The sequence below is a fragment of the Cupriavidus sp. 05N38 genome, assembly GCF_056397345.1.
This window is the reverse complement of sequence record NZ_JBFTNF010000057.1, coordinates 1-24,176: the sequence shown is the minus strand read 5'-3', so window position 1 is coordinate 24,176 and position 24,176 is coordinate 1. Positions and strand designations below refer to the sequence as shown.

12 protein-coding genes and 1 pseudogene are annotated in these 24,176 nt (G+C 68.4%); 3 read left to right on the top strand and 10 right to left on the bottom strand.

Annotated features, from left to right (window positions below; translation table 11 throughout):
* Positions 1-193: 193 nt before the first annotated feature.
* The 5 genes from AC1DK4_RS30720 to AC1DK4_RS30700 all read right to left on the bottom strand — a co-directional run bounded on the left by AC1DK4_RS30720 (position 194) and on the right by AC1DK4_RS30700 (position 14,987).
* Positions 194-1,171 carry a D-2-hydroxyacid dehydrogenase family protein gene (locus tag AC1DK4_RS30720; protein WP_441622481.1) on the bottom strand — a complete coding sequence of 326 codons (978 nt, stop codon included), beginning with the start codon at positions 1,169-1,171 and terminating at the stop codon, positions 194-196.
* Positions 1,172-1,282: 111 nt separating this feature from the next.
* Positions 1,283-2,269 carry a tripartite tricarboxylate transporter substrate binding protein gene (locus tag AC1DK4_RS30715; protein WP_441622479.1) on the bottom strand — a complete coding sequence of 329 codons (987 nt, stop codon included), beginning with the start codon at positions 2,267-2,269 and terminating at the stop codon, positions 1,283-1,285.
* A 259-nt stretch (positions 2,270-2,528) separates the two neighbouring features.
* Entirely contained in the window at positions 2,529-4,823 is a 2,295-nt protein-coding gene (metE, locus tag AC1DK4_RS30710) for a 5-methyltetrahydropteroyltriglutamate--homocysteine S-methyltransferase (RefSeq protein ID WP_477131980.1), read from the bottom strand.
* A gap of 197 nt (positions 4,824-5,020) precedes the next feature.
* Entirely contained in the window at positions 5,021-11,008 is a 5,988-nt protein-coding gene (locus AC1DK4_RS30705) for a toxin TcdB middle/N-terminal domain-containing protein (protein ID WP_441622475.1), read from the bottom strand.
* Between the two features lie 19 nt (positions 11,009-11,027).
* On the bottom strand, positions 11,028-14,987 hold the full coding sequence (locus tag AC1DK4_RS30700; RefSeq protein ID WP_477131979.1) for a Tc toxin subunit A-related protein: 3,960 nt from the start codon (positions 14,985-14,987) through the stop codon (positions 11,028-11,030).
* A gap of 346 nt (positions 14,988-15,333) precedes the next feature.
* Here AC1DK4_RS30700 and AC1DK4_RS30695 point away from each other — a divergent pair, with 346 nt between their 5' ends.
* Positions 15,334-15,810 carry a lecithin retinol acyltransferase family protein gene (locus tag AC1DK4_RS30695; protein WP_441622509.1) on the top strand — a complete coding sequence of 159 codons (477 nt, stop codon included), beginning with the start codon at positions 15,334-15,336 and terminating at the stop codon, positions 15,808-15,810.
* Positions 15,811-15,837: 27 nt separating this feature from the next.
* Here the strand turns inward: AC1DK4_RS30695 and AC1DK4_RS30690 are convergent, their stop codons facing one another.
* The 5 genes from AC1DK4_RS30690 to AC1DK4_RS30670 all read right to left on the bottom strand — a co-directional run bounded on the left by AC1DK4_RS30690 (position 15,838) and on the right by AC1DK4_RS30670 (position 21,822).
* On the bottom strand, positions 15,838-16,554 hold the full coding sequence (locus AC1DK4_RS30690; protein ID WP_441622471.1) for a DUF2894 domain-containing protein: 717 nt from the start codon (positions 16,552-16,554) through the stop codon (positions 15,838-15,840).
* The gene (locus AC1DK4_RS30685; protein ID WP_441622469.1) at positions 16,547-17,194 is read right to left on the bottom strand and encodes an OmpA family protein; all 648 of its coding nucleotides are present in this window, start codon (positions 17,192-17,194) and stop codon (positions 16,547-16,549) included. The genes AC1DK4_RS30690 and AC1DK4_RS30685 overlap by 8 nt, the downstream gene beginning before the upstream one ends.
* Positions 17,191-20,070, bottom strand: coding sequence for a DUF802 domain-containing protein (locus AC1DK4_RS30680; RefSeq protein ID WP_477131978.1), 2,880 nt, complete (start codon positions 20,068-20,070; stop codon positions 17,191-17,193). The genes AC1DK4_RS30685 and AC1DK4_RS30680 overlap by 4 nt, the downstream gene beginning before the upstream one ends.
* A 10-nt stretch (positions 20,071-20,080) precedes the next feature.
* Positions 20,081-20,833, bottom strand: coding sequence for a DUF3348 domain-containing protein (locus tag AC1DK4_RS30675; RefSeq protein ID WP_477131977.1), 753 nt, complete (start codon positions 20,831-20,833; stop codon positions 20,081-20,083).
* Positions 20,834-21,114: 281 nt separating this feature from the next.
* Positions 21,115-21,822: a TetR/AcrR family transcriptional regulator gene (locus AC1DK4_RS30670; protein WP_441622463.1), complete on the bottom strand. Its 708-nt coding sequence runs from the start codon at positions 21,820-21,822 to the stop codon at positions 21,115-21,117.
* A gap of 322 nt (positions 21,823-22,144) precedes the next feature.
* Here AC1DK4_RS30670 and AC1DK4_RS30665 point away from each other — a divergent pair, with 322 nt between their 5' ends.
* Both AC1DK4_RS30665 and AC1DK4_RS30660 read left to right on the top strand, forming a co-directional pair.
* On the top strand, positions 22,145-23,869 hold the full coding sequence (locus tag AC1DK4_RS30665; RefSeq protein ID WP_477131976.1) for an AMP-binding protein: 1,725 nt from the start codon (positions 22,145-22,147) through the stop codon (positions 23,867-23,869).
* 83 nt (positions 23,870-23,952) lie between these two features.
* Positions 23,953-24,176, top strand: a pseudogene (locus AC1DK4_RS30660) (acyl-CoA dehydrogenase family protein); the annotation flags it as partial.

Below are 24,176 nucleotides of genomic sequence, written 5' to 3'. Positions count from 1 at the left end.
GGGTCGGGATGGTGGGGATGGTGGGGATGGTGGTGCCGAAGACCGCGACCCATGCGGGCCGCCTGCCCGGGAGGCCATCGGGGCGGCGGCGCCAACCGCCGCGTCGGGCGGGCGCCGCCGCCCCTGGCCGGGCACGGCGCTCAGGCTCGCGCGTCCGCCGGCGTCCGGGGATGCGGCAACGAGCCTCGCCGCATCAGGCCCGCAGGGCCGCCAGGACTTGGGGGTTGGCGATGTTCTGCGGCGAGCCCGCAAAGAAGGCGTTGATGTTGTCGAAGGCGGTGCCGAAGTACGCCTCATAGTTGTCGCGCTCGACAAAGCCGATGTGCGGGGTGCAGAGCGCGTTGTCAAGATGGAGCAAGGGATGCCCGGCGTCCAGCACCGGTTCTTGCTCGTAGGCATCGACCGCGGCAAAACCCGGGCGGCCGGCGCGCAGTGCCGCCGCCAGCGCCCCCGGCGCCACCAGCTCCGCGCGGCTCGTATTGACCAGCAGCGCGGTCGGGCGCATGCGCGCGAGGTCGGCCGCGCCGATCAATCCCTCGGTCTCGGCGTTCAGCCGGATATGCAGGCTGATGATATCGCTTTCGGCAAAGAAGGCATCCCGCGACGGCGCCACCTCGAAACCGTCGGCCCGGGCGTCCGCCACCGACCCTTCCCGGCCCCACACCCAGACCTGCATGCCGAAGGCCCGGCCGTAGGCGGCGACCTGCCTGCCGATGCGGCCATAGCTCCAGACGCCAAGCCGCTGGCCCCGCAACTCCTGCCCCAGCGCGCCTTGCCAGCCGCCGCTGCGCAGCCGGTTGACCTCGGCGACCAGGTGGCGGCGGCTTGCCAGCATCAATGCCCACGTCAGCTCCGCCGTGGCAGCGCCCGACCCCGTGCCCTCGGCCACCGCGATCCCGCGCGCCGTGCAGGCATCCAGGTCGATATGCCCGGCGACCTTGCCGGTCTGGCTGATCAGCCGCAGCCCGGGCAGGCGGTCGAGCAGGGCCGCCGTGATCTGGGTGCGCTCGCGCGTCAGCACCAGCGCGTCGGCTGCGCCGAAGCGGTCGGCCAGCGCATCGAGGGTCTTGACGTTGTCATGGAAGACGGCGACGTCGTGACCGGCGAGCCGGGAAAAGCAGCGCAGCTCACGGACGCAGCGCTGGTAGTCGTCGGGAATGACAATTCGCATGATTGGGGCTCCGGAGGGATCTTGCTGGAATTGCTGGAATTGCTGGAATGATCGGGCTTGTCGGGCTTGTCGGGCTTGTCGGGCTTGTCGGGCTTGTCGGGCTTGTCGGGCTTACTGGAGGGCGATATGCAGTTGCTCGACCACGCCCCGCCAGCTGGCCAGGTCCTTGCGGATCAGCTCGCCGAACTCGGCCGGCGCCATGCCGCCGGGCTCGATGCCTTGTGCCTTCAGGTAGCGCTGCCCGGGCTCGCTCTGGATAGCGCGCCGCGCTTCCTGGTACAGCCGCTGCTGGATATCGGCCGGCGTGCCGCTACGGACCAGGATGCCATACCAGGCGTGGATATCGAATCCGGGATAGCCGGAGGCGGCAATGGTCGGGACATCGGGCAGCACCGACGCCCCGCGACTGGGGGCCAGCGCCAGGGCGCGCAGCTTGCCCGACCTCAGGTAAGGCAAGGCGGTCGGCACGTCGAGGAACATGAACTGGATCTGCCCGCCCAGCAGATCGGTCAGCGCCGGCGAGGCGCCGCGGTAAGGCGCGTGCACGGCGCGGATGCCCGCGCGCTGCGCGAACATCGCGCCGGCAAGATGGGCGGAGGTCCCATTCCCGGACGAACCGTAGTTCATGGTACCGGGAGATTTGCGCGCCATGTCGACCAGGTCCTGCAGCGTGCGGGCCGGATAATCACCGCGCACCACCAGCGCATGCGGGATGAAGCCGACCACCGTGACCGGCGCGAAGTCCCGGTCCGCCGCGAAAGGCAGCGTCGGCATCAACGCCGGATTCGTGACCAGGGTGATCGACGACAGGACCATGCTGTAGCCATCGGCCGGCGCGTTGGCAATGGCACCGAGGCCGATGATGCCCCCGGCGCCCGGCCGGTTTTCCACCACCACCGGCTGCGTCAGCCTGGTACCCATCTCGCGCGAAAGCATGCGTGCGATGCCATCGACGGGGCCACCCGCGGCGAACGGCACCACCAGCCGCAGCGGCTTGTCCGGAAAGCCGCCAGCCTGCGCGCGCGCAAGCCAGGCGCCGCAGAATGCCGCGGGCGCGGCCAGCAGCAACGCCCTGCGGCGACGAAGAATGTGGGCCATGCCAGGTCTCCTTGTTCTCGGCGCCAGCGATGCTGGCGTGCCGTATTTCGGCCGAGTTTAGGAGAAGCTACTGTAAAAACCACCGGTCATTTCCGGCCAATGGAAATGCGGGCGTTTGCACCCCGATCCCGGGGCGCCTTGTCTCATACATTGAGTATCCCGGCATGCCGCACCGCCGGTGCCCCGCGAGCCTGCGACGCCCTCGCCCACACGAAAAGAAAAGGCCGGAAGGCATGATGCGCGGCGCAAGCCCGCAGCGTCACACGGCGGCCCGCAGGGCCTGGGCCGCCGCGACCATATTGGTCAGGGCCGGGATCACCTCTTCCCACGCGCGCGTCTTCAGGCCGCAGTCGGGATTCACCCACAGCCGTTCGGCCGGAATACGCTCTGCCGCCTTCTTCATCAGTTGCACGATGTGCTCCTGCGTCGGAATGTTCGGCGAGTGGATGTCGTAGACGCCCGGGCCGATCTCGTTCGGATACCTGAAGTTGTCGAACGCGTCGAGCAGCTCCATATCGGAGCGGGAGGTCTCGATGGTGATGACGTCCGCGTCCATGTCGGCGATCGACGCGATGATGTCGTTGAACTCCGAATAGCACATGTGGGTGTGGATCTGGGTCTCGTCCTGCACGCCATTGGCGGTGATACGGAAGGACTCCACCGCCCAGCGCAGGTACTCGCTCCACTGGGCCTTGCGCAGCGGCAGGCCTTCGCGCAGCGCCGCCTCGTCGATCTGGATCACGCGCACGCCGGCCTTCTCGAGGTCCAGCACCTCCTCGCGGATGGCAAGGGCGAGCTGGTGGCAGGACACCGAGCGCGGCTGGTCGTCGCGCACGAAGGACCAGTTCAGGATCGTCACCGGGCCGGTCAGCATGCCCTTCATGGGCTTGGCGGTCAGCGATTGCGCGTACTTGATCCACGCCACCGTCATGGCCTTCGGGCGGCTGATGTCGCCGAACAGGATGGGCGGCTTCACGCAACGCGAGCCATAGGACTGCACCCAGCCGAACTGGCTGAAGGCGTAGCCGTCGAGTTGCTCGCCAAAGTACTSGACCATGTCGTTGCGCTCGGSTTCGCCGTGCACCAGCACATCCAGGCCAAGCGCCTCCTGTTCGCGCACGCTGCGGGCGATCTCGGCCTGCATCACGGCCCTGTAGCCGGCTTCGTCGAGCTCGCCACTGCGGAACTTGCTGCGTGCCTGGCGGATGTCGCCGGTCTGCGGGAACGATCCGATGGTGGTGGTCGGATAGGCCGGCAGTTGCAGCAGGGCCGCTTGCTTGGGCGCGCGCGCCGTATAGGGGCTGGCGCGCCTGCCGAGCGCGGCGTCGAGCCTGGCGATGGCGGCCTTGACGGCAGGATTGTGCACGCGGGGCGAGGCGCGACGGCTGGCGATGGCGGCCTGGTTGCCGGCCAGCGCGCCGGCCACGGCTGCGCGTCCCTGGTTCAGCGCCCTGGCAACGACTTGCAGCTCGTCGAGCTTCTGCTGGGCAAAGGCGAGCCACGAGCGGATGTCGGCGTCGAGCTTCTGTTCGCTGTCGAGATCGACCGGGACATGCAGCAGCGAACAGGACGGTGCCACCCACAGCCGGTCGCCCAGCTGTGCATGGACCGGCTCCAGCCAGTCGAGCACCGCCAGCAGGTCGGACTTCCAGATGTTGCGGCCGTTGATCACGCCCAGCGACAGTATCTTGTCCGCGGGCAGCCTCGCCACCAGCTCTTGCACTTCGGCGCGCGCATTGATGGCATCGAGGTGCAGGCCTTGCACCGGCAGTTCGAGCGCCAGCGGGAGATTTTCCAGCAGCTGCCCGAAGTAGGTCGCCAGCAAGACCCTGACCTTGCCCTGCTTCAACGCCTGGTACGCCGTGACGAAGGCTTGCTGCCATGCCGCGCCGAGTTCGGTCACCAGCGCCGGCTCGTCGATCTGCACCCATTCGATGCCTTGCGCGGCCAGCTCGGCGAGCAGCTCGGCATAGACCGGCAGCAGACGCGGCAGCAGCGCCAGTTTGTCCGAATCGTCCTTGGCCTTGCCTAGCCACAGGTAGGTGACCGGACCGATGATGACAGGCTTGGCCTTCACGCCGAGGGCCCGTGCCTGCGCGAGCTGCTCCAGCAGGCGGGAGCTATCGAGCGAGAACTCGGTGGCCGCGCTGAACTCAGGGACGATGTAGTGATAGTTGGTGTCGAACCACTTGGTCATCTCGCCCGCGGCGACGCCGCCGCCGCAGCAGGCGCTGTGGTCTTCGGTACCCCGGGCCGAGCGCCCGCGCGCCACGCGGAAGTAGTTGTCGAGTGCATCGCCATGGAAGCCGCGCACGCGCTCGGGCAGGTTGCCAAGGGTGAAACTCATGTCGAGCACCTGGTCGTAGAAGGCAAAGTCGCCTACCGGCACCAGGTCGAGGCCAGCCTGGATTTCCCAGTGCCGCTGCCGCAGCTGCGCACCCAGCGCCTTCAGCTCGTCGCGCGAGGATTGCCCCTTCCAGTAGGACTCTTGCGCAAACTTCAGTTCGCGCTTTGCGCCGATGCGCGGAAAGCCGAGGTTGTGTGTGATTGCCATGATGGAGCGCTCCGTAAAGATCGAGGGCCATCATAGGTCTTTGCAAACATGAAATAAATTGGCATTATTTCATCAGGTTATTAGTCTGGCTCATATCAGGCACGGGCGCCGGGCCTGGGAACCTGCGCGCGCCGGGGGCATGCCGAGGCTCAGGCGGCCAGCGCCAGCACCGCCTTGTGGCGGGCCACCCGGCCCGGCTAGATGCCCAGTTGCGCGAACACGTTTCGCCATCGGTCTTCGCCGCTCTTGCGATCCTCCCACCCGGCCGGCTGGGCGACCGCGACCAGAGCCGGCGCCAGCGCGTGCGAGTAGGTCTGGAAAGGGTAAGGCGTGAAGTGCATGAACCGCATCTCGAAGTCGAACGCCGCATTCTCGAAGCGATTGCTCGCGTAGGAAGTCTCGGCCCTGTAGGCCTGGTCGAAATTCGCCACGGTCTGTTCCTGGAACTGGTGGTACAACTCGTGCGCCTGCGTGCTGCGATATTCGAGATAGGAGTTGCCGATATTGTCCTTGTTCATGGTGATCGTTCCGTGAAACTGACTGCCAAGGACGCTTCCGCTCGGATTCATGTTGCTGACGTAGTTCACCTTGTCGAAGTTGGCCTTGTTGTTCAGGGCGGCCTGGACCTCGCGCTGGTTTTGCTTTACCCGCGGTGAGTTGTTGGGGTCCTCCCAGACATTGCGCATCATGATGGCGTTGCCGATGGCACTCCCGATCATTGCGCCGGCAATCCCCGCCGCAGCCCCGGCCAGGATGTCCCAGTTGCCGGAATCGACAACCTGCGCCATGCCCGCGATGGTGGTGGTGCCTGCCGCAGCCGTGCTCAGCATCACCAGGACCGCCTGGCGCGCCGTCGTACCGAGGAGGGTGCCGCTCAGCGCGGAAATGCCCCACAGCGCGCCACCGCCTATGCCGCCGGTGAGCGCGCCGAGCAGTCCGCCCACCACGGCACCCTTGGCGCCGCCGTCGATGCCGCCGGCCACGGCACCGCCCGCCAGCCCGCCGGTTATGCCCGCAAGGACAGGATTGCCAGCCGAGACCACGAACACGAACGCGCCGACCATGCCACCGACCAGCCCGCCAAGCGCCGATCCGAGCGGCGAGAGGCCGGAGGGATCGACGTAGACCATCGGGTTGTTCCCCGCGTAGGCGTACAGGTTAAGCAGCCCCGGGGTTGCCAGGGCCAGCTCCGGCGCCGTCAGGTAGAGCGGGTCCGGGCTGACGAAGCGGCCTATCTCCGGTGCGTAATTGCGTGCTCCGAAGTGATACAGGCCGCTGATCTCATCGAGGATCTTCCCGCCGAACGCGCATGGCACCGCCACCCCGCCGGCTCCCCCCGCCTCGCCGAAGGGATGGAAGAAGCGGCTGCCCGCCAGGGCGCCGGCCGCATCCGTCAGTACCATGACGTGTCCCAGTTCGTTGCCGTGGAGCCAGGTCCGCCCGCCGGCCTGGTCGATGGCGATCGGCGCGCCGCCGGCGCACAGGTAGCGGCGCACCGCGCCGTCGTCGTCCTCCTCGTAGAGGCCCGCCAGGAACAGCGTGCGGCGCGCCGCACCGGCGACGGTTGCCGTGCGCCAGACGCGCTCGCCGACGGCGTTGTAGCGATAGGCGACCGTGGCGCCGTCCGCGCGCTGGACGCCGGCCAGCCGGCCGAAGGCGTCAAACATCAGGTCGCGTCCCGGCAAGCGCACGACGTTGCCGTTCGCATCGTGCGCGTAGAGGGGGACGAGGTTGCCGCCGTCCAGGATGCCGGCGATGCGGTTGCTGCCGGGCGGCGCGTAGACGATGGGCGCGGCGGCGTGGGTCGGGTAGACCACGACGTTGTTGGCGGCATCGTAGGCGTAGCGCCGCACGTAGGCGCCGACGGCGGCCGATCCCCCGCCGTCCACTTCGAGCAGCCGGTAGCGGCCATCCAGGATGAAGCGGCGCGGGTGCGGTGCGTCGGGGCCGGGCGGGCGGCCATCGCGCTGGCCCAGCACGTTGCCGACGTTGTCGCGGTCGTAGCTCAGGTCGTGCAGCACCTCCCCCGCCGGGCCGAGCACACGCAGGCGGGCCAGGAAGCGCGTCAGCGGATCGTAGTCGAGCAGGGTCTGCACGCCGTTCGCGGCGCGCATCGACGTCCGGCGGCCGTGCGCGTCGTATGTCAGCGCGTCGAGTGCGCCCGGCACGGCGGCAAGCCGGCCGGCCCGGTCGTACTGGAACGTGACCTCGGCGCCGTCCGGATAGCGGATGGCGGCGACCTGGCCATTGGCCTGATAGCGGTGCTCCAGCGTCCAGCTCCGGCCAGGCGCGCTCAGCGTGCGGCGCGTAGGCCGACCCCGGGAATCGTATTCGAAGGCCCATTCGCCCGCCTCGTCGTGGGCGGTGCTCAGCCGGCCCAAGGCGTTGGGCAGGTCCGGTGCGTCATACACCAGGTTCTGCGCCAGCATGCCATCTACCGCCGTGCCGGTCGGCCGACCGAGCGCGTCGCGGGCGATGGCGATGCGCCGGCCGGCAGCGTCGGCGCTGCGCACCAGTTGCCCGCCGGCATCGTAGTAAAACAGGTGGCTGCCCGCGTCCACATGGTCGAGGGCGAGCCGGTTGCCCGCGAGATCGAAGCGCTGGCCCAGCATGCGGCCACCCGCCGGGCCGGTTGCCTCGACGAGTTGCCCGGCCTCGTCGTAGCGGTAGGCATGGCTCGTGATCAGCCCGTCGTGGAGCTCGGTAACGCCGACCAGCCGCCCCTGGCCGTCCAGGCGGTGGATGGTCGGCGTATCGAAGAAGCCGCGGGCGACGTTCGCGGGCGACGCGTCGGTATCGTTGGCGTCGTAGGTGACCGTGCGGAATGGCTCGTAGAGCGAGCGCGTGCTGCGCCCGCCGGGCAGTCCGGCAGACACGACCCGGCCAATCGCGTCGTACTGCAACGTCGTGACCCCGCCCGCGGGCACCGGCCCGAAGTCCAGCGAGCCGGCAATGGACGGCTCGCCGCGGCTGGCAACCCAGCCGCGGCTGTTCAGCGACTCGAACGCCGACACCAGCACGCTGGCCTCGTCGATCATGGCCCGGGTCTGCCGCACCTGCCCGCTGCCGTCATGGAATACGCGTCGCCGCAGCGGCGGCATGCCGTCGGCCAGTTTCTGCTGCAGCTCGACATAGGGCGGTGACGCATCAAGGTGGTACGACACGGTCTCGCCCGGATCGGCAAGCGAGTCGCCCGGGAAGGCGAGCGCGGTGACGCGGCCCAGCGCGTCGAAGCCGAAGCGCCAGACCGCGCCGTTGGCGTCCGTCATCTCGTCCGGCTGGAGCGCCGCGTCGTCCCAGCGCAAGCGGGTGACATGGCCGGCCGCATTCTGGAGCCGGACGGGAAAGACCCCGGCGGCATCGCTCGCCAGCGTGGTTTCGTGGCCGAGCGGATCGCGGGTGGCGGCGAGGTTGCCGCGGGCGTCATAGCTGTAGCGGCCGGCGTCGGACCAGACTGCGCCGTCCTCGGTCCGGTAGCCGAGCGCGGCGGCATCCAGCCCTTCGGCGCCGTAGTGGGCGGCGAAGTCTGGCTCGTCGAGCACGCGCACGCTTTGGCGGACAAGATTGCCGGTGGTCGCCTGGCCGGGCGGGAGTCCGGTGAATGGCTCGCCATCGTAGTAGTAGCGGCGCTCGCGCACCAGGGCGCCGTCGCCGCGCCGCTCGGTCACCCGCGACGGCAGCGCGCTCGGCCGTCCATCCGGCGTGCGCGCGAATTCGACCTCGCTGACCAGCGTCAGCGGCGCCGGGCCGTTGGCCGACATCTGGTCTCGCGTGACGTTGCCGCTGTCGTCGAACGCGTAAAGATGCTCGATGACCACCGGCCCCTCCGCCCCGCCCGGGGCCTCGTTGCGGATGGTGTGACGGTGCACCGTGGCGACCGGCGTGCCGTCGGTGCCGTGTTCGGCGACATTTGCCGCCCACGCACTGCTCGAGCGGCGCATCACCGGACCGCCTGGCGGGCCTTGCGTGGTCTCCAGCATCTTTCCCCAGCGGGCGACGGCCAGCGCGCGTTCGTCGCGGCCCAGGCCGTCCGTCGGCGTCGCATCGAAGCGCATCGCCGTCAGCAGAGCCGGCGCCGTGGCGTCGCCATGATCGACCAGCTCGACGCGGCCGAAGCCGGCGAAGCGCCGCTCGCGCCCGTCGTAGACGCCTTCGTGATAGCGAATCTCCTGCCATGTGGACAGGCCCGCCAGCGGATCCTCCTGCCGGACCTCGGCGACCACCTGCACCGGAAACGGCAGGAAGGTGTTCCAGGGATGCCCTTCGGCCCGGTCACGCGCGGCAAACTGGCTCGAACTGCTGTAGCGGATGCGCGTGTGCTTGCCCAGGCCGTTGTCGATGGCCGACAGCAGGTAGGGCTTCTCGTCGCCCCCGAGGTCAAGGAAGAAGTAGCGCGTACGCGGGCGCCGCTCCGACTCGTAGCTCCACAGCACGCCGGCCGTCCCCGCACCGAGCATGTCGGCCATCCGCACGTCGGCCCCGCCGCTCGGCGGCGCGTTCCCGAGCCGGACAGGCGCGGCAAAGCCGGTACCGGTGCGGTTGATCCAGACCGTCACGACATCGCCTTCCACGACGACGAGATCGGCCAGCCCGTCGCCGTTGACGTCGCTCAGGAAGATGCGGCGCGGCTGTTCGGGCCGCGCGAAGGCCGGGGAGCCGGCGAGCACCCGCCGCCTGCCCCAGCGGCCGAGGCCTTCGTACGGCCAGTAGGACACCTCGCCGGACCTGACCAGGACGATGTCGGCCAGGCCGTCCCCCGTCATGTCGGCAAGCTGGACACGCGGGTCCGCGAGCGACACGTCGGGAAAGGCATCGATATCCCGCACGCGCGGGATCGGCGGCAGCGACTCCCAGCCCTCGCTGCCACGGTTGAGATGCAGGACGAAGGCCGATGGCGTGGTGCGCAGCAGGTCCACCTGTCCGTCGGCATCGAGATCCACGAGGCGGTTGTTGGGATCGCGCAGGCTGTAGGCCGGAGCCCGGCGGTAGCGCTGGAACGGCCCCCATGTGGCCGGGCCGGTCTTGGGAAAATAGCCGGTGTGCGGGCCCTCGGTCACCAGCAGGTCGGCGGCGCCGTCGCCATCGGCGTCGCCGAAGCTGGTCCCGGGCGCGCCGAGGTGCGCGCCGTCGGGCAGGCTGCGGATCTGCCGTGGCGCATCGAAGCTGCCATCGCCGCGATTGGCCCAGTAGCAATGGCGCTGGTCGTCGATCTGCACGATGTCCGGCAGGCCGTCGCCGGTGCAGTCGAGCAGGTCGGTGCCGGGCAAGCCGAGCGGCGCCAGCGCAAAGCCCAGCGGGTTGACCAGCGGGCGGCACCGGCCGGTCTCTGGCCTGAAGCTGGTGTAGCCGAAGGTGAGCGGCGGCATGGTGGCCGTCTCGCCGGCGCGATGGCCGGTCAGCTGGATCTGCCGCAGCAGCGACAGCGGCGTCTCGGCGGGCTCGGCATAGCTCAGCGCGTAGCGGCGGATCAGGCTCTGGCCGGCGAGCCGGTCACAATGGATCTCGATCGACGTGCAGCGCAACGCCGTCGTGACCGGGAAGCCGTGCCTCGCCGTGGCGAACACATCGGGCCGCGGCGCGTAGGCAAGGACCACGCGGTAGGCTCCGTAGGCCACCTCGCCGAGATAGCGGTTGTTGCCATCGGCGACATAGCGGTAGCGGATCTGGTTGCCGTTGCGGTCCTCGGCCTCCTGCAGCGCCCACGCCAGGATGCGGTCCGGATGGTCGGGGTGGACGATGCGCGCCTCGCTGTCCACGCCATAGCGCTGGACGCCGCCCTCCTTCGGGAATATTTCCCAGTGGTCGCCGCGCTCGATGCGGGCGAACAGTTCGTCATAGCGGGGGCGCCAGCGCCCGTCGGCGAGCCGCACGAGTTCGCCGTGCAGGTCGAGGCGGAAGCCGTCGGTGTCGTCGTAGCGCACGAAGCGGCGCTCGCCGTCGCGGTGGATCGACGGCACGCCCAGCGCCCAGCCAAGGCCAAAGGCGCCGTTGGCCCCGCCGGAGTTGTAGGCCAGCGCCAGCGCCGGCCGGATGCCTGCCGGACCTGCCGGCAGGCGCAGGTCCAGGACATAGCTGCCGGTGCCGCGGTTATAGTCGGCCACGAAGTTGCCGCCCAGCCCGCGCACGTCGCCGCCGCCTTTGGGCAGGCTGACGCCCAGGGTGGACACGCCGGACAAGTGCGCCATGACGCCTCCTCACAGGCGGCTATGCATCCCGCACGGCCAGGTCAAGGAACCGCGCGGTCGGGTTCTTCCAGGCCAGCAAGCCAACCCGCCCGCCCACCGGTATCGACGCATCGCGCCCCGCGAGCACCGGCACGCCGTCGAGTGCGGCCACCAGCGCGTTGTCGACCACGGCCACGCTGAGCTGGTATGTCCGCCCGGCGTCATAGCCGGCGGCCGCATCCACGGCGGGCGTGTCGAGCTCGGCAAAGACGCCGGCCACCTTCTTGCCGAGCCGGCGGTAGCCCAGCGTGGCATCCATCAGGAAGTAGTAGAAATTGTCCGCATCCTGGTAGCGGAAGACCACGCCAATGCCGTCGTGGTCAGAGGCGAGGCGCGTGCGCAGGACCAGGTCCCGGCGCGCCGGCCAGCCGGCATCCGTCCTGCCGACCAGCATGGCGCCCGGCTTGGCCGCGCCGGCATCCTCCAGGGCGGCCGCGTRCAGGCCCGATTGCTGCAGGACGCGCTTGCCTGCCGGGTCGTAGCTCCACGCCCCGGGGCCGCCATCGGTGGCCCCCGGATCGTCGACGATCTCGAAGCCCGCCAGCGGGTCGGCGCCGAAATCGCCTTGCGTCACCGTGCGGCCGCGCGGCACGTACGTGTAGTTGGCAAAGACAGCGACATTGCGGATCTTGTCCCAGCCAAACCCGGCGGCAAAGGCGGCAGCGTTGAGCCCCGGGTCGATCCGGATGACCCACGTGCCCGCGAGCGGGCGGCCGCGCAAACCCGCGAGTGCCGCATCGGCGGTGCCGACCAGTCCGTTCGCGTCGGTCACCGCGTTGGCGCTGGTCCCGTCCAGCTCGACCGTCACGGTCAGGTTCGCCGGGGATGCGCCCTCGACGGTCTCGAGGTTCAGATAGAGGTCACGGACTGTCGGCCCGGTGTGGTTGAAGGGCAGGTACGCTTCGTCGATGGCATAGCGCATTTCCCCGGTGGACTGGAAATTGAAGAACTCGTCCGGGAACTGGAAGCGCAGCGACAGCCCGAGCATCTGCTCGTCGCGCCCGGCCGCCGCCAGCTCCGCCCTGACCACGCTCGCTACCTGGCCGCTGTAGTAGGCGTCGTAGTAGAGGACAAGATGGACGTTGGTGATGGTGCGGTAGTCAACGTCGTTCACCTCCGGCGGCAGGTCGAGGACCCAGCCGCCGGCGACGCCGCTGTTCTCGAACACGGCAAGGACCTGCTCCTCGGTCGAGGTGAAGACGAAGCCATCGCCGCGCAGGTCGAAGCGCGACAGGATCATGGTCTCCGCCTTCTGCACGCGCGTCTGGACCGCGCCGTTGCGGTTGCGGTCCAGGGAAATGCCGCTGCTGGTCAGGGTGCCGTGCAGGCCGTCGGCACCGACCAGCCCTTCGATCACCACTTCCACGCGGCGCAGCTTGCGGCGGTAGGTGCCCGGGTTCCAGCGGTCGAATTCGTCGAGCGCGGTCTGGAAGTCGAGCCGGCCGGTCTGCTGGAAGTCCCGGCGGAACTGGAACGGGTAGCGGTCCGCGAGGGCGATGCTGACCTTGACCGGCGCCTTCTTCGCGGTCTCCAGCAGGCGGTCGTAGCTGAACTGGTCGATGTCGGCGAGCAGCAGGTCGGCGGCCATCAGGCCGTCCAGTTCGCTGCGCGCGTAGTCGAAGCGGATCCGGTTCACCGTGGTGTCGTATTCGAACTCGTAGGCGCGCTCCATCAGGAACGCCGCGCCGATGGCCCAGTCGAGGTAGCGCCGGCTGATCTCGCGCTGGGCTTCGGCCAGGTTGTCCCACAGCTCGGGGGTCAGCTCCTGGTCCTCGAAGGCATTGAGCTGGCTCTTTGCCTGGGCGGCGCGCAGTTCGGCAAGCTGCTGCTGGGCCTGGGCTGCCCCGACGCCCTTTGCGGCGACCTTCGCCTGGGCATTGGCCAGGGCCAGGTCCCCGCCGAGCTGGTCGATCTTGCGGTCCATGTCGCGCAGTTCGAGGTCGCGGGTGGCCTTGTTGCGGCTGCGGTTCATGGTGCGCAGGATGTCGCCCTTGGACACGTCCTTCGTATAGTAGAAATCCGACGTGCCGGTGATCCCGGTATAGGTCTCGTGGACATAGGTGAGCTGGATGCCGAGCTGCTGGGCAAAGTCCGGATCGACATGCACGCCGCCGTCCGGCGCCGAATAAAGCGCACTGATCTCGTCATAGAAGGCGGTTTGCTCGGCAACGGCCTCGTAGTCGTCCCGCGACGCCTGCGCTTGCTCGATGCGCTGGGCAGCCAGCGCCGATGTCTCCTTGGCCACGCGCTCCTGCTCCTGGGCAAGGGCGACCTTCTGCTTCTCGACATTGACCGCCGACTGCTGCGCGGCCACGGCCTGTTCGAGGGTGAGCCGGGTGAATGCCTCCTTCTCCGCCGTGCTCTTGAAATTGAGGTAGGCCCGCTCGGCCTGGACCGCCTGGTTGGCGAAGTAGCGCGCCTGGTTCTGCAGGTAGCGCCACGGATGAATCGGGATGATGTCGTCCGGGAAGCCAAGATAGTTGATGCCGTTGGCGATCTGCTGGAGGCTGGCGAGCGCCTGCAGCACGAGGATGCGCCGCTGGTACCCGATGCCATCGAATTGCAGCCAGTCGGGGGCGTTCAGCAAGGCCATCGTCTCGGCCGCCAGCGGCGCGAAGCTGCCCGCGTAGAGGGGGCCGTCGATCACGTAGCCGCCGGGCACGACCTTGACGATCCGCTCATAGGCGAGCCGCGCGGAGGCGGGGTCCTGCTGCCGGTAGTAGCGGTCGCCCTCGGCCAGGTAGGTGCGGGCCAGCCGGGTCCAGAGCATGGGCCGTTCGATGGCGAGGTTCAGGTAGCGATAGTCGCGCGCGAGCACGAAATAGTTCGCCGCCAGGTCGTAGCGGCCCAGCGCATGATAGGTATCGCCGAGCGCCAGCGGCAGCACGAAGCCGCGCACCTGGGCGAGGTAGGAGATGAATATGCCCGGCACGGTGAGGTCGATGCCGAGGTCCACCAGCCTGGCGGCATCGATGCGCGGCTGGTAGAGCGCAGTTTCGAGCGCGGCGGCGCCGTTGTCCGACAGGTCGATCGTGATCGCCCCGTCCCGCCCGGCGACGTCGACCGCGATCACCGGTGCCACCATGCCGACCTCTACCTGGTGCCACGTCACACCGCTCCTGAGCAACAGCGGCAGCCCCGCCGTCCCGACCGGCCGCGTCACGGACGCACTGCCCGGATTCAGCGCCTGGGTCACGCTCCAGTCGAGCCGGGCCGGCAACTGGTTCACCGCCGCGGCGAACCGCGTGGCGGCCCCGGCGCCATCGCCCGCGAGGCTGCTGACGACGCCAAGGTTGTGATCCATCGAGGCGGCTACGCCGGGACTGCGAAGGTTGCGGTACGTCTCGGCAGCCCGCGAAAAACCGGCCTGCGCGCCTTCGATGTCGCCGCTGGCCAGCGCGATGGCGGCCAGGATGGCATGGCCATCGCCCTGCTCCGCCTCGTTGCCGGCGCCCAGCGCGTCCTCGGCATGCCGGCGGGCCAGGTCGAATTCGCCCTGCCGAAGCAGCGTCAGGCTCAGGGCCTGGGACCGCTGCGCCTTGCCGGTGCCGCCGGCGTAGCGTTCGGTCAGTTCGGCCACGCCCGGCGGCGGCTCGATGGGCGGCATGATGTCCGCCGTCGGGCCAAGGGATGGCCGCAGGCGATGGATGCTGGCACTGGCTTCGAGGATCGGCTGGACCAGTTCAAGCCTGGAGAGCAGCTCGGGAGCGAGCTTGCCGATCACAGGTGGGAAGACGGGCCAGACCAGGACCGGCAGCAGGCCCCACGCGGCCAGATAGTGCGAGAGCGCTTCGCCGTAGCGCTGCCGGAAGAACGCCGCGTTGCCCTGGAGGACATGGGTCTGGATCGGCTGTTCGAGCGGCAGGTCCGAAGTGGGGTCGAGGATGGCTGCCAGGGAAAGTGACTTGGTGGTGTACACCTCGGCCAGGTAGGTCGGCATCCTGTGCTCCCGCGATCGATTTCACGCCGTGACAGCGAACGGCCACGGGCCATGCACCGCTACAGCCTAGTCGAAAGAACGGAAGATTCGTAGGAGAGGGCCAGCCGCGGGACGACCGCCGCCCCTGGTGAAAGCCGGCGGCTCCACTGTTCAGGGGCGGGACGCCAGGATCCCGGGTGGATCCAGTGCCTGGCGGCATAGCATAAGCAAATACTTATGCTTACGAGAAAAACGTTTAATTATCATTAATGCATTGCCATGGCTACGCTTGGATCGAAGTCACCAGATCCCGGGGCGTTCGATCATGGGCCAGTCAACCAGCTATCCAGGCACTGCTGCAGAGTCGATGCCGACACAATGGCATCAATGGCATCCCGGTGTCGACAGGGAGCCGCCTCTCGGCGCCCATCTCGTCACGGCGCGGCACGGCTACAGCCACCATGGCATCTATGTGGGCGATGGCAAGGTGGTGCACTACGCCGGTTTTTCCGGGTCGTTGCGTTGCGGCCCCGTAGAGGAAGTCAGCGTCGCGCGTTTCGCCGGCGGTCACGCACTTTCGGTCGAGCCCGGCCCCCGTCCGGTCTACCTCGCGAACGAAGCCGCGCAGCGTGCGCGCTCACGGCTGGGCGAGAATCGCTACAGGCTGCTGACCAATAACTGCGAGCACTTCTGTGCCTGGTGCCTTTATGGCGAAAGCCGCAGCGAACAGGTGCGCGCGTGCTTCATCGACCCTGTTGCGGCCCTGCGGACCGCGCTATGCCTGCTCACGGCATGCCTTGCGTCGGCTTCGCCGATGTGGCCCATCGGCACTGCCGTGGCCTGACCCGTGCCGGCCTGGCGCGGCATGGCCTTAGCGTGATTTGCCCCGCACACTCTTCCTGGCATTCCCGGCGCGAGGGGCGTCCTTGCCCGCCAAGGCGCCTGCGCCGTTCATCTGCTCCATCCACGACAGGGCGTCGACGTACGACAAGAACTGCTGGAGATATCCTGGCGACAGCTCCCGCATCAGCAAGAGCGCCCGGTGCACCAGGTGGTTCGAGTTGAGCGGGCCGGCATTGTCGGGAACCTGCTGCTGCGACTGCCGCAGTTGCCGGTCTGAACTGACCCTGAGCCTGGACCAGGTTTCCCTGAAATGATCGAGCACCTCCAGTTCGGGAAAGGCGGCTAGTCCGGGCCGGGGCTCCCTTGCTGCCGCGCCGCCGCCGTCAGCCGGCGGCCGGCCGGCGGCGTGGCTGGTGGCGTGACTGGCGATGTATTCGACAAGCTCGCCAAGCGCCCCGCGAGCGGGCGCGGGTGCCGCGGGCGCGCCAGCGGCATCGCCACGCTTGCGTGCGGCGCTTTCGAGATCGTCGCCATATGCCTTGAGCAGCTTGGACAGCCGGTCGTCCAGGAGGCGCCGCGCCTGGCCGCCGTGGCCGGCTGCCCGCCGGTCGAGCGCGTCCATGAAATGAAAGCGGATGGGATCGAGGCGATCGGCGCCGCGCTCGCGCCATGCGTCGAGCGTCGCCCGGGCGTGGCTTGTCCCGCCGCCACCGTTCCCGCCAGCCTGGGTCTCGTCATTACTCACGGGGCTTCACCGTCGCCCGGGATGGCCTGGGGATAGGCGCGATTTCCACCCGGCGGTTCTTCGCCTGCCCCACGGCATCGGCATTCGACGCCACGGGCTGTGCCGAGCCGAACGCGGCCGCAAATACCGAGGACGACGGAATACCGTCATCGACCAGCGCGCGGGTCACGGTCAATGCGCGCTGGGCCGACAGCTCCCAGTTGTCGGCGAACCGGCTGTTGCCCTCGCGCATCTGCTTGTCGTCGGTAAAGCCGCTGACCATGAGGATTTCGTCCCGGGCCTGGAGGTACGCGGACAGCGGGCCGGTGAGGCTCTTCAATACGTCCCGGCCCGCGGGCTGCAACTGATCGGAATTCAGCGCAAACAACACGTTGCCGCTGATGCCGATACGTCCATTGACCAGCGTCACCCGGCCCGCCGCCAGCGGCCCCGCCAGCGCGTCTTCCAGGGCCTTGCGGCGCTGCGTCTCCACCTGCCGCCGCTTGACCTCTTCCTCCAGCCGGGTCGAGAGTTCCAGCTGCACGCCGATCACGCCCACCAGGATCAGAACGAATGCCCCGAGCAGCACCGACATCAGATCGCCAAAGACGGCCCAGGTCGGTACTGCCGGCTCCAGCCCGCCGTCGATGTCCTCGCTCATGCTGCCTCGGTGCCGGCGGATGCCCGCTCGCCGGCGAGCTGTTGCAGGTCTTCGACGATCTGCTTTTGCGACAGCATGCTCAGGTCGATGACTTCCCTGGCCTGTGCCACGTAATACGCAAGTTGCTCGTCGCTGCGCGAAATGGACTTGTCCATGGCCGCTTCGATGCGCTGCAGGTGAGCCACCAGCTTGTCGTTCGACTCGCCAAACGACTGCACGGCGACGCCGAATGCTTCACCCAGGCTCGCCACCTCGACGGCGCTGCCGGTGACCTGCGCGGCCACTTCCGAGAGCTTCCCGGTTTCGGCCTCGACCTTGTCGGTGAACCGGGTGCCGACGCGATCGAGCAGCTCGGCCGACGTGGCGACCAGCGCGTCGACCGCCGTCCGTTGCTCGGTGGAGGCGTGATTCACGGCATCGAGCAGGGTGCCCAGCGTTTCCAGCAGGCGGCTGCGCTCCTCCAGTATCGCGTTGTCGTGGGCCAGGCTGTCGGAGAGCTTCTGGCGCAGTTCGCCGATGACGTCGGCCGCGGCCCTGGGCGCTTCCGAGGCGGCTTGCACCAGCCGGCCGATCTCGGCAATCGTCTCGCTGGCGTGTGCCTGCGTCCGGGACGAGATATCGCTTGCGGTCCGCGCCAGCGTCTCGCAGATTTCCTGCTGCCGGCTCGCCGTCTGCGTGCTGGTCTGTTCCCATTCCTTGCGCAGCGTGGCTGCCATCGCGGCGAGCGACTCGGTCCAGGCCGCCAGCCGCTGCTGGTCCCGCGATGCCAGGTCCGCCTGCAGTTGCGCGGCAGCCTTGGGGGCCTCGGCGGCGGCTTGCACCAGCCGGTCGATCTCGGCGATCGTTTCGCTGGCGTGTGCCTGCGTCCGGGACGAGATATCGCTCGCGGTCCGCGCCAGCGTCTCGCAGATTTCCTGTTGCCGGCTCGCCGTATGCGTGCTGGTCTGCTCCCATTCCTTGCGCAGCGTGGCTGCCATCGCGGCGAGCGACTCGGTCCAGGCCGCCAACCGCTGCTGGTCCCGCGATGCCAGGTCCGCCTGCAGTTGCGCAGCAGCCTTGGGGGCCTCGGCGGCGGCTTGCACCAGCCGGTCGATCTCGGCGATCGTATTGCTGGCGTGCGCATGCGTCTGCGACGAAATCTCGCGCGCGGTCTGGGCCAGTGCTTCGCAGATTTCCTGCTGCCGGCTGGCGGTGTGTGCGCCCGTCAGTTCCCATTCCKTGCGCAGCGTGGCTGCCATCGAGCCCAGCGATCCGGTCCAGGCCGCCAGCCGTTCCTGGTCGCGCGATGCCAGTTCCGCCTGCAGGGCCGCCGCGGCCTGCGGGGCCTGCGCGGCGATTTGCACCAGCCGGTCGATTTCGGCGACCGTGTTGCTGGCGTGCGCCTGCGCGTGGTCCGACATGTCGCGCGCGGTTTGTGCCAGCGTCTCGCAGATCGCTTGCTGCCGGCTCGCGGTCTGCGCCCCCGCCTGCTCCCACGCCTGATTCAGCGCCGTCGTCATCGCACCGAGCGTCTCGGCCCATACCGCCAGCCGCTGTTCATCCCGCGCTGCAAGCTCCGCCTGCAGGCCGGCATGTGACTGGCCCACCGCGCGCACCAGCGATGCCGAGTGCTGCTCCAGGGTCGCCGCGGCCGCCGCCAGGGCGTGCTGGTTGTCGCCTGCCAGCTTCGCGCTGACGCGTTCGTGCCGCGCCAGTACGTCGCTCCACGCCTCCGATACGCTGCCCGCCGCGGTCTCCAGGCGGGTCGAGACGTTTTCCAGCAGGCTGGCCGAGCGCTGCTCGAAAGTCGCGGCAAAGCCGTCGAGCGAGCCGCGCAGGTCCCGGGCAAGCGCCTCGTTCGCACGCTGCTGGCCCGCCAGCGCGTCGCCCCAGATCCCCGCCACCTTGGTCGTGGTGGCCTGGAATCCCGTGGACAGGCCATCGAGCTGACGCTGCACGGCCTGCGAGACAGCGTCGTGCAACGACGCTGTTTCGCGCGCAAGACCTGCCATCGTGGCCTCCACGGCCGGCTGCAGCGCCGCACCCGCCGCGCGGGCGCTTTCCGCGACGCCTTCCCTGAGCGACTGCTCCATGGCGCCGGCCAGGCGGCTGTATACGGCCTCGGCCTTGCCCTGGAAGGCGTCCTGGCTGGCCATCTGCCGCTCGTTCATGGCGGCGCTCTGCTGCTCCATGGCCGCCATCATGGCCTGCAGCCGGTCAACCAGGGCGGGCATCGCCTGCGCCTGCTGTTGCAGCAGCTTGAAGGATGCCTCGCGCTGATGGGCCTGCGAATAGATGCGCAACGTCGTCGCGATCTTGGCGTCCAGCATCTGCGCCGCCTGGATCCGCGCGTGCCGGCACAAGGTGGAAAGCAGCCCCAGCATCGCGGAAGTGGCCACGCCGGCGATCGAGGTGCCGAACGCAAAGCCCAGGCCCTTGACCGGTGCGGCCAGCGAATCGCGGATCGCCTGCAAGTCCGTCGCGCTTTCCAGCGCCATCCCGGTGCCCCGCAGCGTCACCACCATGCCCAGGAACGTGCCCAGCATGCCCAGCAGCACCAGCAGGCCCACCAGATACGGCGTCAGCGACGGCCCCGGCAAGCCCACGCGCTCACCCTCGATGCGCAGCCGCACCGCATTGCGCAGGCTGGGGTGCAATTGCTCAAGCCAGGAGCCCAGGCTGGCCGGCGCTTCGGACAAGCCTGCCACGGCGTGCGTCAGGCCGGATGTGGCCTGCTGATAGCGCCACAACTCGAGCGCGCCCGCCAGGTAGAAAGCGCCAACCAGCATCGTGACCGCCAGCGCCAGCGCATTCGAGCCGACATAGCCCACGCCGATCCAGCACACAGCGATCAGACCCGCCAGGAAAACAGCAAACTTAACAAGATATCGGGACATGGCGCCCTAATTAGCTGGTGCGAAAAGCCGCGAGCAGGCCTTCTACCGGTTGTAGACGAACTTCCAATTCAGCGAGCAACACGCTCTGCATATCCTTGCGGAACACTTCCAGCCATGCGCCGGGCGTCACCGCCGCGGGGCGTTCGGCGGCCTCGGCGGCCTCGGCGTCCGCCAGCGCCGCCTTCTCCGCCCGGCGCAAGCGCTCGAAGTGCCCTGCGAGCAACGTGGGCACCGTAGCCAGGAGGCTGCGCTCGCGCACGACCAGCGCTCCCTCCATCACGCCATCCACCGCCGCGAGCCGGGCCATCTCTGGCGACCTGCCGGCCAGCATGCCGCGCAGGCGGGTGCGCAAGTTGCCGATATTCGTCTCCATCGTCTGTTGCAAAGAGAGATAGCGCTGACGAAAAGTAGCGTAATCGACATCCGTGTCCACGTGTGCTGCCTTCGTGGGCACCGGCGCGCGCCCGGACCGCCTGGCGGCGGTGGACGCGGTATCGCCGGCAATGGCATCCGCCAGCGCGGTCCGCACGCGCGCGCATTCGCGCTCCTCGGCGCTGCCGAATGTCCGCGCGCCGGTGGCAACCGCCGGCGGACTGCCGTTCAGCGCCCCGGACAGCGCAATGGCATCCGTCCAGCCAAGCCATTGGCTCAGCCGGTCCGACAGGGATTGCCTGGATTCGGGAACATCGACGTCCRTCAGGCGAGCAAGCAAGCGAACGAGCGTCGGGCCGCTGAAACCTGTGTGCCGAGGGGCTTGCACCATACCACCAGAGTCAAAAAAGGGAGGAGTTTACACCCCCGACGGCAGGACGCCTGCTACTGCCCGCTGTCCGGCCGCCATCCGTACCCGGTGTCGACCGACATGCCGCGCGCCCCCGGCGTCAGCGACGAACCGCTGGCGGCAGCGGCGCGCGACCTGGGCGAAATGGATCGCTTAGTTCAACCCACCTGTCCGGCGTGCTCGCCGCCAGCATGCTGACGGCGTTGATCAGCGCCGGCATGGCTTCACCGAAGCGGCTGTCCGGCAGAAGGCCGCGCAGGGCCTCAGGCGCCTGCCCCACCCTGTTCGACGCGCCGGAGCGCGGCGCCCACCTCGCCATAGAATTGCCGCAACGCGGCGGCTTCCAGATCGGGGGGCTGCAGGGCCGGCCACAGCAGCGCGACGATATCCCGCGCCGTGCGCTCGATATCCACTTCCCGCTGCCGCGCGATGGCGTCCCACAGGATATGTTCCATCGGCCCGAGGATGGCCGAGCGCAGCAGGCTGAGCGGCAGGTCGGTGCGGATCTCGCCGCTCTCCCGCGCCCTTGCCAGCAGGTCCATCAGCGGCGCGGTGTAGCGCCGCTGCAGTGGCACGAAGACTTCGCCCAGGCCGGGGCCCTTGGCACGGCCTTCGGACAGCACCAGCGCGCACAGCCCGGTGCCCTGGATCAGGAACAGGCGCAGGTGGGTGCGGACGTAGAACTCGAGCTGGACCTTGGTGCTCTGGTCGCGCGGCAGGCCTTCCTCGACCACGCCGATGATCTCGTCGTACCAGTCTTCGATCACGCGCGCGCAGAGTTCGCGCTTGCCGTGGAAGTAGGTGAAGACGGTGGCTTCGGAGATGCCCAGGCGCTGGGCGATCTCGGTGGTGGTGGCGCGCTCGTAGCCCAGCTCGGCGAAGACTTCGCGGCTGACGCGCAGGATATCGCGGATGCGCTGCTCCGCCTTGGCGCCAGCGGGGACGCGGCGCCGCACCATGATGTCGTCCATCGACTTGTTACCTCGCTTGCCGGGAGCCGGCGATTATAGTGCGGCGCAGCAAACACTGGCGCTGACTGGCCGCCCGGGCATGCTGCGGCGCAGCCTCGGTGCGTGTCATGGCATTGTAATTGATCTTTACTCAACTCAAGGTTGCTTTTTTCGGAGCCAGCGTGTACTTTTGCACTCAGCGCGCCTGACTATCCGCCTAATACATAGGCCAGGCGGGCAAAAAATATGCGCACCCCGAAACTTGAGCCTTACTCAACAAAGTTGACCAAGACTCAGAAATCCGGGGTTCAGACAAGATTGCGACAGCGCTTTGGAGACGAGTATGACGATGCAGGGTGCGGCTGACCCATCGACTTTGCCCATGGCGGGACGTTCCCATGTACGGGGCGAGACCGACATCCCTTTGTCCGAGCTGACGGTGCCGGCCTTGCTTGCCGGAACGGTGGCGCGCTTTCCCGGCCGGGAGGCGGTGGTATTCCGCGAACAGGGGGTGCGCTGGACCTGGCTGGAATTCTCCCAGGTGGTGGATGCCATGGCGGGCGGCCTGCGCCTGCTGGGACTGGAGCGCGGGGACCGCATCGGGATCTGGTCGCCCAACCGGGTGGAATGGCTGGTGACGCAGTTCGCCACCGCGCGCCTGGGACTGGTGCTGGTCAACATCAACCCGGCCTACCGTCTGTCGGAGCTGGAATACGCGCTGAACAAGGTGGGCTGCAAGGCGATCGTGGCGGCGGAATCGTTCAAGACGTCACGCTACCTAGAGATGCTGCAGACGCTGGCGCCGGAACTGGCCACCAGCGAGCCGGGCCACCTGCAGGCCGCGCGCCTGCCGGCGCTGCGCTGGGTGATCCGCATGGGCGGCGAGCGTACGCCCGGCATGCTGAACTACGATGCGCTGCTCACGCACGGCACGCATGCCATCACCGGGGAGCTGGACACCATCAGCGCTTCGCTGGACCGCAATGACCCGATCAACATCCAGTTCACCAGCGGCACGACCGGCGCGCCCAAGGGCGCCACGCTGACGCACCGGAACATCGTCAACAACGCGCGCTTCATCGCCATGGCGATGCGCTTCTCCGAACAGGACAAGCTGTGCATCCCGGTGCCGTTCTACCACTGCTTCGGCATGGTGCTGGCGGTGCTGGCGTGCGTTTCCACCGGCGCGTGCATGGTATTCCCCGGCGAGGCGTTCGAGCCGGTGGCGACCATGGCGGCCGTCAGCGAGGAGCGCTGCACCGCGCTGCATGGCGTGCCGACCATGTTTATCGCGCAGCTCGATCATCCCGATTTTGCGAAGTACGATTTCTCCTCCCTGCGCACCGGCATCATGGCGGGCTCGCCCTGCCCCATCGAGACCATGAAGCGCGTGATCGCGCGGATGCACATGGCCGAGGTGACGATTGCCTACGGCATGACCGAGACCAGCCCGGTGTCGTTCCAGAGCGCCACCACCGATCCGCTCGACAAGCGCGTGACCACGGTGGGCCGCATCCAGCCGCACCTGGAAGTCAAGATCGTGGACGGCGCCGGCGAGATCGTGCCGGTTGGCGAGAAGGGCGAGCTGTGCACGCGCGGCTATTCGGTGATGCAAGGCTACTGGGACGACGAGCCGCGCACGCGCGAGGCGATCCGCGACGGCTGGATGCATACCGGCGACCTGGCCACCATCGACGAAGAGGGCTACTGCAATATCGTCGGCCGCGTGAAGGACATGCTGATCCGCGGCGGCGAGAACATCTACCCGCGCGAGATCGAAGAATTCCTGTTCCGCCACCCGAAGGTGCAGGCCGTGCAGGTGTTCGGCGTGCCGGACGCAAAGTACGGCGAGGAAGTGTGCGCGTGGATCGTGCYCAAGCCGGGCGAGACCGCCACCGAGGATGACATCCGTGCCTTCTGCCGCGACCAGATCGCGCACTACAAGATCCCGCGCTATATCCGCTTCGTCAGCGAGATGCCCATGACGATCACCGGCAAGGTGCAGAAGTTCGTGATGCGCGACAGCATGACGAAGGAACTCGGGCTGAGCGAGAACAAGACGGCCTGAAGATCCTGCCGGTCCCTGCCCCCATCCGACGCAAGGCCGCCCTGCCCCGGGGCGGCCCATCCAACCAGACTACGAGCATTGATATGAACGAACTCCCCGGCCTGAATTTCCGCCTCGGCGAAGACATCGACATGCTGCGCGAGAGCGTGCGCAACTGGGCGCAGGCCGAACTGGCCCCGCGCGCCGCCGAGATCGACCGCACCGACCAGTTCCCGATGGACGCCTGGAAGAAGATGGGCGACCTGGGCGTGCTGGGCCCTGGGCGTGCTGGGCATCACGGTGGCCGAGGAATACGGCGGCGCCAACA

Bases quoted from the DNA above. Each gene is read 5' to 3' on its own strand.
- AC1DK4_RS30720 (WP_441622481.1), bottom strand. From the start codon at position 1,171: ATGCGAATTGTCATTCCCGACGACTACCAGCGCTGCGTCCGTGAGCTG.
- AC1DK4_RS30715 (WP_441622479.1), bottom strand. From the start codon at position 2,269: ATGGCCCACATTCTTCGTCGCCGCAGGGCGTTGCTGCTGGCCGCGCCC.
- AC1DK4_RS30705 (WP_441622475.1), bottom strand. From the start codon at position 11,008: ATGGCGCACTTGTCCGGCGTGTCCACCCTGGGCGTCAGCCTGCCCAAA.
- AC1DK4_RS30695 (WP_441622509.1), top strand. From the start codon at position 15,334: ATGCCGACACAATGGCATCAATGGCATCCCGGTGTCGACAGGGAGCCG.
- AC1DK4_RS30685 (WP_441622469.1), bottom strand. From the start codon at position 17,194: ATGAGCGAGGACATCGACGGCGGGCTGGAGCCGGCAGTACCGACCTGG.
- AC1DK4_RS30670 (WP_441622463.1), bottom strand. From the start codon at position 21,822: ATGGACGACATCATGGTGCGGCGCCGCGTCCCCGCTGGCGCCAAGGCG.